General features: G+C 43.7%; 15 protein-coding genes, 1 tRNA gene, 1 other RNA gene and 1 other annotated feature. Of the genes, 14 read left to right on the plus strand and 3 right to left on the minus strand.

The features are described 5' to 3' along the window. Positions 1 to 211: 211 nt before the first annotated feature. The 3 genes from AC3AQ9_RS20440 (at position 212) to AC3AQ9_RS20450 (ending at position 3,814) form a co-directional block, all read left to right on the plus strand. A complete protein-coding gene (locus tag AC3AQ9_RS20440) occupies positions 212 to 688 on the plus strand; it encodes a glutathione peroxidase (protein ID WP_488309318.1) in 477 nt (158 codons plus the stop codon). 105 nt (positions 689 to 793) lie between these two features. Further along, entirely contained in the window at positions 794 to 2,260 is a 1,467-nt protein-coding gene (gene guaB, locus AC3AQ9_RS20445) for an IMP dehydrogenase (RefSeq protein ID WP_488309319.1), read from the plus strand. 213 nt (positions 2,261 to 2,473) lie between these two features. Further along, positions 2,474 to 3,814, plus strand: coding sequence for a D-alanyl-D-alanine carboxypeptidase family protein (locus tag AC3AQ9_RS20450; protein WP_488309320.1), 1,341 nt, complete (start codon positions 2,474 to 2,476; stop codon positions 3,812 to 3,814). Between the two features lie 186 nt (positions 3,815 to 4,000). On the opposite strand, the gene pdxR is transcribed toward AC3AQ9_RS20450, so the two are convergent. Next, positions 4,001 to 5,416 (minus strand): MocR-like pyridoxine biosynthesis transcription factor PdxR, encoded by a 1,416-nt coding sequence (gene pdxR, locus AC3AQ9_RS20455; RefSeq protein ID WP_488309321.1) that lies wholly within the window; start codon positions 5,414 to 5,416, stop codon positions 4,001 to 4,003. Positions 5,417 to 5,520: 104 nt separating this feature from the next. On the opposite strand from pdxR, the gene pdxS reads away from it, so the two are divergent. The 4 genes from pdxS to AC3AQ9_RS20475 all read left to right on the plus strand — a co-directional run bounded on the left by pdxS (position 5,521) and on the right by AC3AQ9_RS20475 (position 9,555). Further along, the gene (gene pdxS / locus AC3AQ9_RS20460; RefSeq protein WP_488309322.1) at positions 5,521 to 6,405 is read left to right on the plus strand and encodes a pyridoxal 5'-phosphate synthase lyase subunit PdxS; all 885 of its coding nucleotides are present in this window, start codon (positions 5,521 to 5,523) and stop codon (positions 6,403 to 6,405) included. Position 6,406: 1 nt separating this feature from the next. Continuing rightward, entirely contained in the window at positions 6,407 to 7,000 is a 594-nt protein-coding gene (gene pdxT / locus AC3AQ9_RS20465) for a pyridoxal 5'-phosphate synthase glutaminase subunit PdxT (protein WP_488309323.1), read from the plus strand. 32 nt (positions 7,001 to 7,032) lie between these two features. Beyond that, positions 7,033 to 7,239 (plus strand) — a binding site (T-box leader). 65 nt (positions 7,240 to 7,304) lie between these two features. Continuing rightward, entirely contained in the window at positions 7,305 to 8,579 is a 1,275-nt protein-coding gene (serS, locus tag AC3AQ9_RS20470) for a serine--tRNA ligase (RefSeq protein ID WP_488309324.1), read from the plus strand. A gap of 97 nt (positions 8,580 to 8,676) precedes the next feature. Continuing rightward, positions 8,677 to 9,555 (plus strand): alpha/beta fold hydrolase, encoded by an 879-nt coding sequence (locus tag AC3AQ9_RS20475; protein ID WP_488309325.1) that lies wholly within the window; start codon positions 8,677 to 8,679, stop codon positions 9,553 to 9,555. Here AC3AQ9_RS20475 and tadA read toward each other — a convergent pair. Then, a complete protein-coding gene (gene tadA, locus AC3AQ9_RS20480; protein ID WP_488309332.1) occupies positions 9,550 to 10,041 on the minus strand; it encodes a tRNA adenosine(34) deaminase TadA in 492 nt (163 codons plus the stop codon). The genes AC3AQ9_RS20475 and tadA overlap by 6 nt on opposite strands. 249 nt (positions 10,042 to 10,290) lie before the next feature. On the opposite strand from tadA, the gene AC3AQ9_RS20485 reads away from it, so the two are divergent. Then, complete coding sequence (locus AC3AQ9_RS20485) at positions 10,291 to 10,929, plus strand: deoxynucleoside kinase (protein WP_488309326.1); 639 nt, start codon at positions 10,291 to 10,293, stop codon at positions 10,927 to 10,929. Beyond that, positions 10,926 to 11,594, plus strand: a complete 669-nt coding sequence (locus AC3AQ9_RS20490; protein WP_488309327.1) for a deoxynucleoside kinase — start codon at positions 10,926 to 10,928, stop codon at positions 11,592 to 11,594. The genes AC3AQ9_RS20485 and AC3AQ9_RS20490 overlap by 4 nt, the downstream gene beginning before the upstream one ends. Positions 11,595 to 11,802: 208 nt before the next feature. On the opposite strand, the gene AC3AQ9_RS20495 is transcribed toward AC3AQ9_RS20490, so the two are convergent. Further along, positions 11,803 to 11,895, minus strand: a tRNA-Ser gene (locus AC3AQ9_RS20495). A 182-nt stretch (positions 11,896 to 12,077) separates the two neighbouring features. Here AC3AQ9_RS20495 and ffs point away from each other — a divergent pair. From ffs to AC3AQ9_RS20520, 5 genes are all read left to right on the plus strand, one after another. Then, positions 12,078 to 12,343, plus strand: an RNA gene (gene ffs, locus AC3AQ9_RS20500) — signal recognition particle sRNA large type. A gap of 162 nt (positions 12,344 to 12,505) precedes the next feature. Then, positions 12,506 to 14,239 carry a DNA polymerase III subunit gamma/tau gene (gene dnaX, locus AC3AQ9_RS20505; RefSeq protein WP_488309328.1) on the plus strand — a complete coding sequence of 578 codons (1,734 nt, stop codon included), beginning with the start codon at positions 12,506 to 12,508 and terminating at the stop codon, positions 14,237 to 14,239. Positions 14,240 to 14,265: 26 nt separating this feature from the next. Further along, positions 14,266 to 14,586 carry a YbaB/EbfC family nucleoid-associated protein gene (locus tag AC3AQ9_RS20510; RefSeq protein ID WP_488309329.1) on the plus strand — a complete coding sequence of 107 codons (321 nt, stop codon included), beginning with the start codon at positions 14,266 to 14,268 and terminating at the stop codon, positions 14,584 to 14,586. A gap of 12 nt (positions 14,587 to 14,598) precedes the next feature. Further along, positions 14,599 to 15,195, plus strand: coding sequence for a recombination mediator RecR (recR, locus tag AC3AQ9_RS20515; RefSeq protein ID WP_488309330.1), 597 nt, complete (start codon positions 14,599 to 14,601; stop codon positions 15,193 to 15,195). Positions 15,196 to 15,212: 17 nt separating this feature from the next. Beyond that, positions 15,213 to 15,425 carry a YaaL family protein gene (locus AC3AQ9_RS20520; RefSeq protein ID WP_488309331.1) on the plus strand — a complete coding sequence of 71 codons (213 nt, stop codon included), beginning with the start codon at positions 15,213 to 15,215 and terminating at the stop codon, positions 15,423 to 15,425. Positions 15,426 to 15,850 lie beyond the last annotated feature (425 nt).

Genomic DNA, 15,850 nt, shown 5'->3' on the forward strand with positions numbered 1-15,850 from the left:
TCTCCCCCTGTGAGAGTAGGACGTCGCTGGGCCATTAAAAAAAAGCCGTTGCCGGTATATCCGGCAACGGCTTTTTTGCGTTTTCTTTTTGAAGTGAATCTAGAGATTTAAAAAATTTTCATTTATTTGCATTTAACTGTCTGTATGACCATATTTCTTGTATATCTATCTTCTTAGCTATAATCTAAAGAAAATTGAAAGGATGGATTGAATGAGCTCTCTTTATAAATATGAAGTGACTAAAGCGAACGGGGAAAAAGAATCATTGAAAAGATTTAAAGGACATCCTTTAATCATTGTAAATACTGCCAGCAAATGCGGTTTTACTCCTCAATTTGAAGAATTGCAAAATCTCTATGAAAAATACAAAGATCAAGGCCTTCAAGTATTAGGTTTTCCTAGCGGCCAATTTAATGACCAGGAGTTCCATAACCAAGATGAAACTATGGAGTTCTGCAAAGTTAATTATGGCGTCACTTTTCCAATGTTTGCGAAAGTGGATGTGAAAGGAACCAGTGCAGATCCTTTATTCAAATACTTAACTTCCGAACAAAAGGGTTTGTTGACTGGCAGCATCAAATGGAATTTCACGAAGTTTCTTGTAGACCGCGAAGGAAATGTTATAAAAAGATATGCTCCACAGACAGCTCCAAAGAAAATGGAAGAAGATATTAAAAAGCTGTTGTAATGCATTATTCCGAATATTTTTTCTTATTCTTGTTTTCTTGACACTGTATACCGACGCTGATAACCTTACAATAATATTCAAAAGGAAGCAGGAGGCGTGTCAATAATGTGGGAGTCGAAATTTGTAAAAGAAGGTTTAACGTTTGATGATGTTTTGTTAATTCCAGCGCAATCGGAAGTTTTGCCAAAGGATATAAATTTGTCAGTGGAATTAACTCCAACCATCAAATTGAACATTCCTATTATTAGTGCAGGGATGGATACTGTCACGGAAGCCAAAATGGCGATTTCCATGGCTCGTCAAGGTGGGCTTGGAGTCATTCATAAAAACATGAGCATTGAAGAACAAGCGGAACAAGTAACGACCGTTAAACGTTCAGAAAACGGCGTTATCACAGATCCCTTCTTCTTAACTCCTACACACCAAGTTTATGACGCTGAACATTTGATGGGGAAATATCGCATTTCCGGTGTTCCAATTGTCAATAATGAAGAAGAGCAAAAATTAGTGGGCATCATTACAAACCGCGACTTGCGTTTTATTCAAGATTATTCCTTGCAGATTGATGAAGTTATGACAAAAGAACAGCTTGTTACTGCTTCGGTCGGCACTACGCTGGAAGATGCAGAAAAGATTTTGCAGCAATACAAAATCGAAAAACTGCCAATCGTCGATGACAGCGGCATCTTAAAAGGATTAATCACAATTAAAGATATCGAAAAAGTAATCGAGTTTCCGAATGCAGCGAAAGATGTTCATGGTCGTTTGCTTGTCGGTGCAGCTGTCGGTGTTACTTCAGATACGATGAAACGTGTAGAACAATTGGTTAAAGCTTCTGTAGATGTAATTGTGTTAGACACGGCTCACGGGCATTCTAAAGGCGTGCTTGAAATGGTTGAACAGATCCGCACAGAGTATCCGGAACTGGTTATTATTGCAGGAAATGTAGCAACAGCCGAAGGAACAAAAGCATTGATTGATGCTGGAGCAGATGTTGTTAAAGTAGGAATCGGACCTGGTTCAATTTGTACGACACGAGTAGTAGCGGGTGTGGGGGTTCCACAAATCACTGCTGTCTATGACTGCGCAACAGAAGCACGCAAACATGGCAAAACCATTATCGCAGATGGCGGCATTAAATATTCTGGTGATATCATCAAAGCGCTGGCAGCAGGCGGACACGTAGTTATGCTAGGAAGTCTGCTTGCCGGAACAACTGAAAGTCCAGGAGAAACAGAAATCTTCCAAGGACGCCAATTTAAAAATTATCGGGGAATGGGTTCTATTGCTTCTATGGAAAAAGGCTCTAAAGACCGTTATTTCCAAGATGAAGCAAAAAAATTGGTTCCAGAAGGAATTGAAGGCCGCTTGCCATATAAAGGGCCATTGGCTGATACAATCCATCAATTGCTCGGCGGCATCCGTGCAGGAATGGGATATTGCGGTACACCGGATTTAAAGACATTGCGTGAGGAAGCACAGTTTGTCCGCATGACTGGAGCCGGTCTCCGGGAAAGCCATCCGCATGATGTACAAATCACAAAAGAGTCACCTAACTATTCAATTTCATAAAAAGTTGCCATCAGTCTTTTAAAGCTAATAAATTTCCAACTTTTATAAAGAAGGAATTCCATTGGCCAATAGATATTGACTAAACTGTATCTTTTAGCACCCTTAATCGTCTAAATTTAGGCGGAAAGGGTGCTTTTTACATGTTTTTGTTTCAGGACCAATATAATATGATAGAATAGCATGGGGAAACTTACAGATGGAGGTATTTATTAAGTGAAGAATGTTTTAAAAACAACAATGTTGCTGACTGTGATGGCTGTAATGCTAATGACTATTATCGTTCCGCAGCAAGCGAAAGCGGCCGATTCTTTAAATATAATGGCAGATGCTGCAATTCTGGTAGATGCTGATACAGGGAAAATATTATATGAACAAAATGCCGATGCTTCTTTAGGCATTGCGAGTATGTCGAAAATGATGAGTGAATACTTACTATTTGAAGCAATTGAAGATGGACGTGTCACATGGGATCAAAAGTATACCGTAACGGACTATACATATAAAGTTTCTCAAGATTTGCGCCTCAGCAATGTCCAATTGCGTAAAGGTGAATCATATACAATTAAAGAGTTGTATGAAGCGATGGCTATTTACTCCGCAAATGCGGCGACAATTGGAATTGCTGAAACAATTGCAGGAACAGAAGAAGAATTTGTCCGTTTGATGAATGAAAAAGCAAAAGAGCTTGGATTGGACGATGCCAAATTCGTTAACTCAACAGGTTTGAACAATGGAGATTTGATGGGCATGCACCCTAAAGGAACAGGCCCGACGGATGAAAACGTTATGTCTGCGACATCTGTTGCTAAATTGGCAAAAGCCCTTTTAGATAAGTATCCTGAAGTACTGGAAACGACTAAAATTCCAAGTAAGGTATTCCGTGAAGGAACCGACGATGCAACAAATATGATCAACTGGAACACGATGCTGCCTGGAATGATTTATGAATATGAAGGCGTTGACGGCCTAAAAACCGGAACTACTGATTTTGCAGGCCACAGCTTCACAGGAACCGCAAAACGCGGGGATACTCGCCTGATTGCCGTTGTAATGAAAGCGGTCGATGACAAAGGCGTCGGCTCTTACAAAGCCCGTTTTGATGCCACCCGTGCATTATTCGACTTTGGTTTCGGCCAATTTAAAACAGAGGAAATTGTTCCTGCAGGTTATCAGTTTAAAGGAAAAGAAACTTTGCCGGTAATCAAAGGAAAAGAAGATGAAGTTAACATCGCTGTTAAAGAACCGATTACGATGATGATCCGTACAAGTGATAAAGATGCGTATAAGCCTGAATTGGTCATTGATGAATCGTTAATGACAGACGGAAAGATTGAAGCTGAAATTGGGAAAGACCAAGTGGTTGGAACCGTAAAGCTTGTTAAAGAAGAAGGCACGGATTACGGCTATTTGAATGAAACCACTGGGGCTGTAGAAGTGGTTGCCACAGAAAAAGTAGAACGGGCCAACTGGTTCTCGTTGTCTATGCAAGCTGTCGGCAGCTTTATGGGCAGTATGTGGACAGGCGCACTTGATTTTGTAAAAGGATTATTCTAAATAAAAAGCAGTTCATCTTTTGAGATGAACTGCTTTTTTAGGTTTCGGGAAAATTTCAACGGCTTCTCTCATTTCTCTCCAGACGGACGCTTGCGACGAAGCAAGCTAGCGTAGGGATGCGAAGGCAAGTGCCATGCAGGAGCAGAAGGGTTTAGGCAACTGCTTTACGGAGTATCGGTTGCGTGATTAAATTTGAACTGCTTTTTTCAATGGGATGTTCCAGCATTTCATAAGCTGAAAGATGCCTTGTTCAATTTCAGCTTCCGTCAATCCGCCGAATCCCAAGACAATTTGCGGAGGAGAAACTGTTTTCCCTTCGACATCGTATGAACCTAAGCCAAAGACACGAATGCCTGCATGTTTAGCCCGTTCAACCAATTCTCTTTCTGTAAGAGAGGTTTCAATGGTTAAGACAATATGCATGCCGGCTTGCTGTCCGGAAACGGTCACAGCCGGTGCAAATAACAGCAGAAGCGTTGTTAAATGCTCGAGCTTTTTCTTGTAAAGTTTGCGCATCCGGTTCAAATGTCGGGAAAAATGCCCTTCTTTCATAAATTCCGATACCAGCTGCTGATCCATACGCGGAACAGACGATGAATAATGGAGGAAAGTCCGCTGGTAAGCGCGCAGCAGCCGTTTTGGCAAAACCATATAAGCCAGCCGCAAAGACGGCATGAGTGATTTAGAAAACGTACTGATGTAAATGACCCGGCCGCTTAAGTCCATGCTTTGAAGGGCGGGGATAGGACGGCTCGTGTAACGGAATTCACTGTCGTAATCATCTTCAATGATATAGCGCTCCGGCTTTGCAGCTGCCCAGTTCAATAATTGGGCGCGTTTAGTAGCGCTGAGCACAGAGCCTGTCGGAAATTGATGAGACGGTGTGACATAGGCGATATCCACTTCTGAAGCCTCCAGTTCCGTAACATTAATGCCATCTTCTTCTATGCTAATCGGCACCGCTTTTCGGTCATGGTGCGCAAAAATGCTGTGGGTTAATGGATATCCCGGATTTTCAAAGCCAAACACGACCGTTTTATCAAGCAAACGGATCAGCAGAGGCATCAATTGTTCGGTTCCAGAGCCAATAATGATTTGCTCCGCGCTACACACCACTCCCCGTGATTGAAATAAATAACGAGAAATTTCATGGCGCAATGCTTCATCGCCTTGAGGATGTCCGATCAGCAGCAATTCATGGTTTATCTCATCCAGCACATCTTTTGACAATTTACGCCATGTGGAAAAAGGAAACGAATGGGTATCAATTTTTCCTGGATTAAAGTCGTATCGATACTCAAGACGTTCATTAATCAAAGGCTCATCCTGGGGCATGTCCAGATAAGCCAATTCTTCTACCGGTTGTGCATAAAATCCTTTACGGGCCCTTGACTCAATAAACCCCTCAGCAACCAGCTGGCCATAGGCGAGTTCAACAGTAGTTTGGCTGATGTCCAGAAATTCGGCAAGCTTCCGTTTACTGGGCAATTTGGTATCGACGGAAATTTTACCAGAAATAATGGCTTGTTTTATTTCCTCGTACAGCTGTTTATATAAAGGGGTGCTATTCTGTCGTTGAAGTTGAAACATGAGCATATCCATCGTTCTTTCTCCTAACTGACCTTACGGATTAATGGGTATCTGGCTATTTTTATATGGTCAATACCTATTATACTTAAAATATTAAGAAAAAGGGGGAATTATTGATGAGTGAACATGGAACAGATCGTGTAAAACGGGGAATGGCAGAAATGCAAAAAGGCGGCGTTATTATGGATGTGGTCAATGCAGAGCAGGCGCGTATTGCGGAAGCTGCCGGTGCCACTGCTGTTATGGCACTTGAACGGGTTCCTTCCGATATCCGCAGAGACGGCGGTGTAGCCCGAATGGCAGACCCGCGCATCACAGAAGAAGTCATGAAGGCTGTATCCATTCCGGTGATGGCAAAAGCCCGGATTGGCCATATTGTGGAAGCCCGTGTACTGGAAGCTATGGGTGTCGATTACATAGATGAGAGTGAAGTACTGACGCCGGCAGACGAAGAATTCCACTTATTGAAAGACACTTATACCGTGCCATTTGTTTGCGGCTGCCGCAATTTGGGCGAAGCGGCCCGCCGCATTGGCGAAGGAGCTTCGATGCTTCGCACAAAAGGCGAGCCGGGAACCGGCAATATCGTAGAAGCGGTCCGCCATTTGCGCCAAGTAAACGCAGAAGTGCGCAAAGTCGTGACTTTGAGCGATGATGAATTGATGACGGAAGCGCGCAATTTGGGTGCTTCCTACGAATTCCTGAAAGAAGTGAAACGCCTTGGCCGTTTGCCGGTCGTCAACTTTGCGGCCGGCGGTGTTGCGACGCCAGCAGACGCGGCTTTGATGATGGAACTTGGGGCAGATGGCGTATTTGTCGGCTCCGGTATCTTCAAATCGGAAAATCCGGAACGCTTCGCGCGTGCGATTGTGGAAGCGACGACGCATTACCAAGATTACAAATTAATCGCTGAATTGGCCAAAGATCTCGGCATCGCCATGAAAGGAATTGAAATTTCTACGATTGCAGCAGGAGAACGCATGCAGGAACGGGGCTGGTAAGATGAAACGAATCGGAGTGCTGGCGCTGCAGGGGGCTGTACGAGAGCATGTGCAATCCGTTGAAGCATGTGGAGCGGAAGCAGTGTTGGTGAAATGGCCAAAAGATCTGGAAGCTGTGGATGCCTTGATTTTGCCAGGGGGAGAAAGCACGACGATGCGCCGTTTGATTGACCGCTATAGCTTGATGGAGCCGTTACGTGAATTTGCAGCTTCCGGCAAGCCAATGTTCGGCACATGCGCAGGGTTGATTTTGCTCGCCGGCAAGGTCGTCGGTTATGGCGAACCTCATCTGGGTGTTATGGATGTTGTCGTAGAGCGCAATTCGTTCGGCCGCCAAGTCGACAGTTTTGAAGCATCTTTAACCATTAAGGGCATTGATGATCCGTTTGAAGCGGTCTTTATCCGGGCACCGCATATTGTCAGCGCTGGTCCAACTACTGAAGTGCTTTGTGAACATGAGGGGAAAATCGTCATGGCAAGAAGCGGCCAGTTTCTTGGCTGCTCATTCCATCCGGAATTGACAAAGGACCACCGGATTACCGAGTACTTTTTAAGCATGATCCCCTCAGAAACTGGTATTCTCTTGCCAAATTAATCAGTTTATAGTAAAGTATGATTAATTTAAAAGTAGAAACGTTGATGGGGAATAGTAATGCGTCTGTTTTTCCAAAGAGAGCCGGTGGTTGGTGCAAACCGGTGAAAAGCGCGTGTGAATCCACTCCTGAGTTGCATGGCGACACAAGCCATTGCCGGTTTAAAGGCCGTTATGTAATGAAGAGGATTGGCTTTTGCCGATCAATCAGGGTGGCAACGCGGGTAGCTCTCGTCCCTTTACCAAGGGATGAGGGCTATTTTTGTTGTCTTTTTTCCATTAACCGCAAATTGAAGGAGGAACCAGCATGTTAGACATTAAATATGTACGTGCCAATTTTGAAGAAGTAAAAACAAAACTAGCGAAACGCGGAGAAGATATTTCCGTTCTTAACGATTTTGAAGAAGTGGATGCAAAGCGCCGGGAATTGATTGCCCAGACAGAAAAGTTAAAGGCAGAACGCAATGAAGCCTCACAAAACATCGCGACTATGAAACGCAATAAAGAAAATGCAGATGAAGCTATTGCGAAGATGCGTGCAGTCGGCGACGAAATCAAAGTGATTGATGATCAATTGCGGGAAGTGGAAGAGCGCTTGAATTACATCATGATGCGCGTGCCGAACATTCCACATGACAGTGTGCCGGTCGGCGATTCTGAAGACGACAACGTGGAAATCCGCACTTGGGGGACTAAACGGGAGTTTGGGTTTGAAGCCAAACCGCATTGGGATCTTGGAACAGATTTGAACATCATCGATTTTGAACGGGCGGCAAAAGTGACGGGCAGCCGTTTCGTATTTTACCGCGGTCTTGGTGCACGCCTGGAACGCGCACTCATCAACTTTATGATGGATCTGCATCAGGAAGAACACGGCTACGAGGAAATGCTGCCGCCGTATCTGGTTAACCGCGAAAGCTTAACTGGAACTGGCCAGCTTCCAAAGTTTGAAGAAGATGCTTTCTTGATTGAAAAAGAGGATTATTTCCTGATTCCGACTTCTGAAGTGCCAGTTACAAACTTTTACCGCAACGAAATTCTAAATGGGGAAATGCTGCCTCAGGCCTTTGCATCTTACAGTGCGAATTTCCGCTCTGAAGCAGGTTCTGCGGGCCGTGACACGCGCGGGCTAATCAGACAGCACCAATTCAATAAAGTCGAGCTGGTGCGCTTTGTGAAGCCGGAGGATTCTTACGATGAATTGGAGAAATTGACGGGGCATGCTGAGAAAGTATTGCAGCTTCTTGGATTGCCTTATCGTCTCTTAAAAATGTGTACAGCAGATCTGGGCTTTACCGCTGCAAAAAAATACGATATTGAAGTCTGGATCCCTAGCCAGGAAATGTACCGGGAAATTTCTTCTTGCAGTAATTTTGAAGATTTCCAGGCACGCCGCACCAATATCAAATTCCGCCGTGAACCAAATGGCAAACCGGAATTTGTGCATACCTTAAATGGCAGTGGTTTGGCTATTGGGCGGACAGTAGCGGCTTTGCTGGAAAATTGCCAGCAAGAAGACGGATCGATTTTAATTCCGGAAGTACTGCGTCCGTATATGGGCGGCAAAGACGTCATCAAATAAAACCTGAGACCTAAAAGCAGAATGCTTTTGGGTCTTTTTTATTTTCTTGCTGGAACGGGTAAAGGAAAGCTAAAGCCATTTGGGAGGAGTTGTTAAGATGGAGGACCTATCATTTCAATGGATTAAAACGAACGGCATTACGCTGCATACTGCAGTAGCAGGTCCGGAAGGGGGGCCGCTTGCCATTTTGTTGCACGGCTTTCCGGAATTTTGGTTTGGCTGGAAAAAGCAAATTGAACCGCTCACCAAACTGGGCTACCGTGTCGCAGTGCCAGATCAGCGAGGCTATAATTTAAGCGACAAGCCCCAAGACATTGAAAGCTATAGCTTGGATTTACTGCGAGACGATGTAGTGGGATTAATCGAGCATTTCGGCAGAACAAATGCGACCATTATTGGACATGACTGGGGAGGGGCAGTAGCCTGGCATTTAGCCTCTACCAAGCCGCAGTATGTTAAACAATTGATTGCAGTCAATATTCCACATCCTCAGGCCATGCCGAGGGTACTGAAGCGCAATCCCTTGCAATGGGCAAGAAGCTCGTATATCGCTTTTTTCCAATTGCCGGATTTGCCGGAGAAAATGCTGGCAGCAGATTATTTCAAGACGATGGTAGGAAGTTTAGTGTCGACAAGCAATCCAGATACATTTTCTGAGGAAGAGCTGGCTGCTTACCAGGAGGCATGGGATCGACCAGGTGCTTTGACAGCCATGCTGAATTGGTACAGAGCAATCCGGCAAGGCAATGTCATGCAAGTGCCAGAGCAGAAAATCAGCGTTCCTGTTCGCATCATCTGGGGAATCGGCGATCAGTTCCTGTCAACGGAACTGGCAAAGGAAAGCCTGGACTTTTGTGAAGACGCTGAATTGGTGTTTGTCGGAGAAGCGACCCATTGGATCCATCATGAACAAGCTTATATCCTGAATCTGCTTATTGAGCAGTTTTTAACCGAAGAAAAAGCGGCAGCCCTATAAGAGCTCCCGCTTTTTCTTTTTTTTGTTTTCCCTAAGTGCCCGGAAAAATTGAGTAAGCAATCCGCCGCATTCTTCAGCCATTACATTTTCAGTAACATCGCATTGATGGTTAAACCGGTCATCGTTGAGCAGCCGGTACAATGAATCGACGCTGCCGGCTTTAGCATCGCGCGCCCCATAAATGACCCGTGGAATGCGAGACTGCAAAATGGCACCGGCACACATCGGACACGGCTCTAACGTTACGTAAATGTTGGTGTTTTCCAAGCGCCAGCTGCCAATTTGCTGGCAGGCTTCTTGAATAGCTAAAAGTTCAGCGTGCGTTACTGCATTTTGGGTAGTTTCCCGCAAGTTATGTGCCCGTGCAATCACTTTTCCTTCATGCACAATGACAGCCCCGATCGGGACTTCGCCTTTTGCAGCCGCTTTTTGGGCTTCTTCAATCGCTAGGCCCATATAATAGTGATCTTGTTCGATTCCGTTCATCATTCATCTCTCCTTATTTGCAAGTGTATCATTTTTTAGGCAGCAGAAATAAAGAAGTCGTGCTTTCTAAGGGCAAAAGAGTGAATTAATGAAGTACCGCTGTCTTAAGAAAAGCGCAAAACAGACATGCAGAACTTTCAAAGCGATTCCCCATCAAATTGGGTCATCTTTTTTTCTATTTTTAAAGAGAAGTCTGTGGTAAAATGAATGGCACTGTACAACACTTGAACAGAAAGAGGGGAACTTCCCATGCCGGTGCCATTTATAACGGTAGAAGGTCCGATTGGCGTTGGCAAAACGTCACTGGCAAAAGCAATAGCTGACCACCACCAATTTCAAATGCTAAAAGAAATCGTCGATGAAAATCCGTTTCTTACTAAATTTTACGAAGACATTGAGGAATGGAGTTTCCAGACTGAAATGTTCTTTTTATGCAACCGCTATAAGCAGTTGTCTGATATTCAAAAAAAGTTTATCTCTAAACGCGAACCTGTCGCAGCAGATTATCATATTTTCAAGAACTTGATTTTTGCAAAGCGCACATTGCCGGAAGCGGAGTATGCCAAATACGAAGCAATCTATAAGATCCTGACAACAGATATGCCTGCACCCAATATGGTGATTTATTTGCATGCCAGCCTCGATACGCTGATGAAACGCATCAAAATGCGTGGTCGTGAATTTGAGAAAATGATCACTCCAGCTTATATGGAACAGTTGGTAGCTGATTACCATGAATTTATTGAACGGTTTGAGCGCGAACATCCGGAAATTCCGGTGTTGCGGTTTAACGGTGATGAAATGGATTTCGTCCAGAACGAACCAGATTTACAACTGATTTTAAGCAAAGTGGACGAAACCTTAAAACAAAGGAGCTTAACGATATGAATTTACGTGAAAAATACGGTATTCCGGCAGATGCCGTAATTACAATTGCCGGTACGGTAGGAGTCGGCAAGTCTACTATGACAAAGGCATTGGCAGATGCGCTTCAATTCCGCACTTCTTTTGAAAAAGTAGATGCCAATCCTTATCTGGATTTATTTTATGATGATTTTGAGAAATGGAGTTTTCATCTTCAAATCTATTTCCTCGCAGAACGCTTCAAAGAACAAAAGCGCATGTTTGAATACGGGGGCGGTTTTGTCCAAGACCGTTCGATTTATGAAGATACTGGCATTTTTGCGAAGATGCATTGGGAAAAAGGCACAATGAACGATGTGGATTACGAAACGTATACGAATTTGTTTGAAGCAATGGTCATGACTCCTTATTTCCCGCATCCAGACTTACTGATATACCTGGAAGGATCGATTGAAGACATTTTGGGGCGTATCCAGGAACGGGGCCGCTTGATGGAACAACAGACGCCGGTTGAATACTGGATTGAAATGCATGAGCGCTACGAGAAATGGATCAACTCTTTTAATGGCTGTCCGGTTCTGCGTTTAAATATTAATGAATACGACTTGATGAACGATCCAGACTGTTCGGAACGCATCGTCGAGCGTATCGGCAATTTCATGCAGCAAACTTCTTTATTAAAAAAATAAACTTTCACCCCAGTCTGTCAGTGGCTGGGGTGTTATTATTTCCCGGGAAATAATAAAGGCAATAAAAAAAGCAGATGGCACTAGGCCATCTGCTTGTAAAGTCGTCTATTATGTATCGAAATCTTCAGACATATAACTGGTAAGAAAAATTCGCTACTTTCGTAACGAATCCAATCTCGAATTTATATGCGCGTGTAAATTCAAAAAATGGAGGAGGAAGAGGGATTCGAACCCCCGCGGGATTTGACTCCCCTGTCGGTTTTCAAGACCGATCCCTTCAGCCAAACTTGGGTATTCCTCCGTATCAGACAAGAATTAATTTATCATAAAGAGAAACTTGCTGTCAACACTTTCGATGAATTTTTTTAAAAGAGTTTTTTTCTGAACTTATTTTTCTACAGGATGTCTAGCTTTTCAATGATTTAATATTCTTTAAGGCTTACGGATTGATTTTTTCAGCAAACATTCGTATACTAATAAATGCCGTGCTAGGTGGGAAGATAGCGGTGTCCTGTAACCTGCAATCCGCTTTAGCAGGACTGAATCCCTTTCCTAGGCTGTTTGTGTGCAGGGTCTGCCTCTTGCACGTAGTGTTGACGTTTGGGTCCTGCGCAATGGAAACCCATGAACCATGTCAGGTCCGGAAGGAAGCAGCATTAAGTGGAACTTTTCATGTGCCGCGGGGTTGCCTAGATCGAGCTAACGACAAGGGTAACGCTTGTGTGCAGCAGTCAAAGAAAGGTGCACGGCATTAACTTTAAAATCAAACCTGTCCGCAAATACGCGGACAGGTTTTTTTACTGCCTTTTTTTATAAGGGGTTCCACTCAAGGAGAAATCATTCAGAAGGAAGCTCCATTTATGATATAATTAAAGGACGGAATACACTTTTTACAAAAGGAGAGAAAAACGTTGGCGTATCAAGCTTTTTATCGTGTGTACCGGCCGCAGTCCTTTTCTGAAATGTCAGGTCAGTCGCATATTAAACAAACCCTTCAAAATGCTCTCCTTTACAATAAGACAACTCATGCTTATTTGTTCTCGGGTCCGCGTGGGACAGGGAAAACGAGTGCCGCCAAAATTTTCGCGAAAGCACTTAACTGTGAACAGGCACCTGTAGCAGAACCTTGCAATGAATGCAGTTCTTGTAAGAGCATCACTGAAGGATCAAATACAGATGTCATTGAATTTGATGCAGCGTCCAACTCCCGAGTGGAGGAGATGCGTGAAATCATTGAAAAGGTCCGATTTTCTCCGGCAAATTCCCGGTTTAAAATTTATATTATCGATGAAGTGCATATGCTTTCCAATAGTGCCTTTAATGCCTTGTTGAAAACGCTTGAAGAGCCCCCGGAGCATGTTGTCTTCATCCTAGCAACCACCGAACCGCATAAATTGCCCCTCACCATTATTTCCCGCTGTCAGCGATTTGATTTCAAACGGTTAACGCAAGCGGATATTGTGGAACGGATGATTGAAGTATTGACGGACGCAGGCATTTCCTATAATGAGCAAGTATTGAAGGTTATTGCCCAGGCAGCAGCTGGAGGAATGCGAGATGCACTTAGCTTGCTGGATCAAGTAGTGTCATTCAGCGGTGATGAAATGACGATTGAAGATGCATTGCTTGTGACTGGTTCCATTAGCCAGGATATGTTCTATGATATTGCAGAAGCATTGGTGGAAAAAGATATTGGCCAAGCGCTGACTCTGCTGGAACAGTTGGTACGTGATGGAAAAGATCCTGTCCGGCTAGTAGAAGATTTCATCACTTTTTTCCGGGATTTGTTATTGATCCAAACGGCTCCGGATTTGCACGACATGCTGGAGCTTGCGACTCACGAAGAGCGGTTTGAAGAGTTGGCGAAACAATTTGAATCAGCTACTCTTTATGCCTGGATCGATGTATTGACGAAGACACAGCAAGAAATGCGCTTTTCCAATCATACAAAAATCTACTTAGAGACAGCCTTATTGAAAATGGTACAGGCAGATGCTCCAGTTGCTGTTTCTTCAGGATCAGCGTCTCCAGAATTGGAAGCAAAGGTTAATCAGTTGGAGCAATTGATTATTCAACTCCAACAGCAATTGAAAAACGGAGCTGTTGCAGCAACCCCAGCGGCAAGCGCTGAGCCCAAAAAACGGCAGCGGTCTCAAAGCAGCTATAAAATTCCGGTTGGCCGCATTCAAGATGTATTGAAAAACGCGACAAAGCCGGATATCCAAGCGATCAAAACCAACTGGTCGACGGTCATGGGACAATTGCAAAAATCGCACGCAGCTTTATTGAATGAAGCGGAGCCGGTAGCGGCCTCAGCAGATGCTTTTGTGTTAAAATTCAAGTATGATATTCATTGTCAGATGGCTTCAGACAATCAGACTTTTGCTGTCGCTTTTAGCCAGCTGCTTCAACAGTATACGGGTAAAGCTTACACACCGATTTTTGTGCCGGATGACAGCTGGTTAAAAATCCGAGAAGAATTTATTAAAAGCAACGGATTAAAATCAGGGGCAGAAGAGAAACATTCAGAAGCTGAAGAACAACACCCTTTCTCTGCTGAAGGCGCAGTGGCGGATGAAGATCCGTTTATCTCTGAAGCAGAGCGGTTATTTGGCAAGGATTTTGTTGAAATTCACGACGATTAATAAACAATCTAAAGGAGGAAACTATTATGCGCGGTGGCGGAAATATGCAAGGCATGATGAAACAAATGCAGAAAATGCAAAAACAAATGGCGGAAGCCCAAGAAGAACTGGGAACATTGAAATTTGAAGGATCAGCTGGCGGCGGAATGGTAAAAGTTACTGTATCCGGACACAAAGAAGTATTGGATGTAGCTTTGGATCCTTCAGTGGTAGATCCGGAAGACGTAGAAATGCTTCAAGACTTATTGATTGTAGCAACAAATGAAGCGTTTAAAAAAGCGGATGAGCATGCGAATTCCACAATGGGGAAATTCACTAAGGGGTTAAATCTTCCAGGCATGTTCTAGGAGGTAAACAGAATGCATTACCCAGAACCAATATCGAAATTGATGGAGAGTTTTATGAAATTGCCAGGAATCGGGCCGAAAACAGCTGCCCGGCTGGCATTTTTTGTGCTTGGAATGAAAGAAGATACCGTTCTCGATTTTGCTAAAGCATTAGTGGATGCAAAAAGGAATTTGAGTTTTTGTTCCAACTGCGGGCATATCACCGATGTTGATCCGTGCATGATCTGCCAAGATCAAACACGGGACCGTACCACGATTTGTGTAGTCCAGGATCCGAAAGATGTAATCGCGATGGAAAAAATGCGTGATTACACCGGTCTATACCATGTTCTTCAAGGAGCGATTTCTCCGATGGATGGAATTGGCCCGGAAGACATCAATGTTCCTTCTCTATTGAAGCGTCTGCAGGATGAAACGGTGGAGGAGTTAATTTTAGCAACGAACCCGACAATTGAAGGAGAAGCGACGGCGATGTATATTTCACGCCTTGTCAAACCTTCCGGAATCAAAACTACGCGCATCGCTCACGGTCTGCCGGTCGGAGGAGATTTGGAGTATGCTGATGAAGTTACGTTATCTAAAGCGTTGGAAGGCCGGCGTGAGTTGTAAAGAGGAGATCGACAAGCGTGTTTTTTAGAAGAGGGAAATTGAAGAAAGAATTTGATGAACAACTGATTCGCCAAATTGTTGAAACAAAAGAAGAATGGGGAAAAGCCCAGGCATTAGAACATCTGGCGGGGGATTATGAATTATTTGGTATCGTCGACCGGAAGATTGCCGAAAGCAAGTATCTCTTCTTATTAAAAGAAGCACGGATCCGCAATGTGAAAATGCAATAAAAGCAATGGCTTCTTCAGCATTGCTTTTCTTTATGGATTAAATCTGGCTCTTCTTATAGAAGGAACTTAAAAGAAGTTGAGTTATTGAAGAGATCAAATCAAAATCTTTGACTCTGCTTTTCATGCCTGGTATATTAATAAGCGTCCCCAAAAAACTTGGGAATAAAAACATGTGAAAATTGATTGACATTGATTTGCGAATAAGTTATACTAGTATAGTTGTCGTCGGAAGTGATAATAAAACTTCAGAAGAAAAACAACTAGAGAAATCAATCAAACAATGAAATTCATTGTTGACAACGATTTCGAAATAAGTTATACTAAGAAAGTTGTCGGTGAAACAAACGACAAAACATGAACCTTGAAAACTGAACAGCAAAACGTCAACAAATTAGCGACGGCCGCGCAAAACGGCCGAAGCAACG

The organism is Planococcus sp. VCh962, from assembly GCF_057748275.1.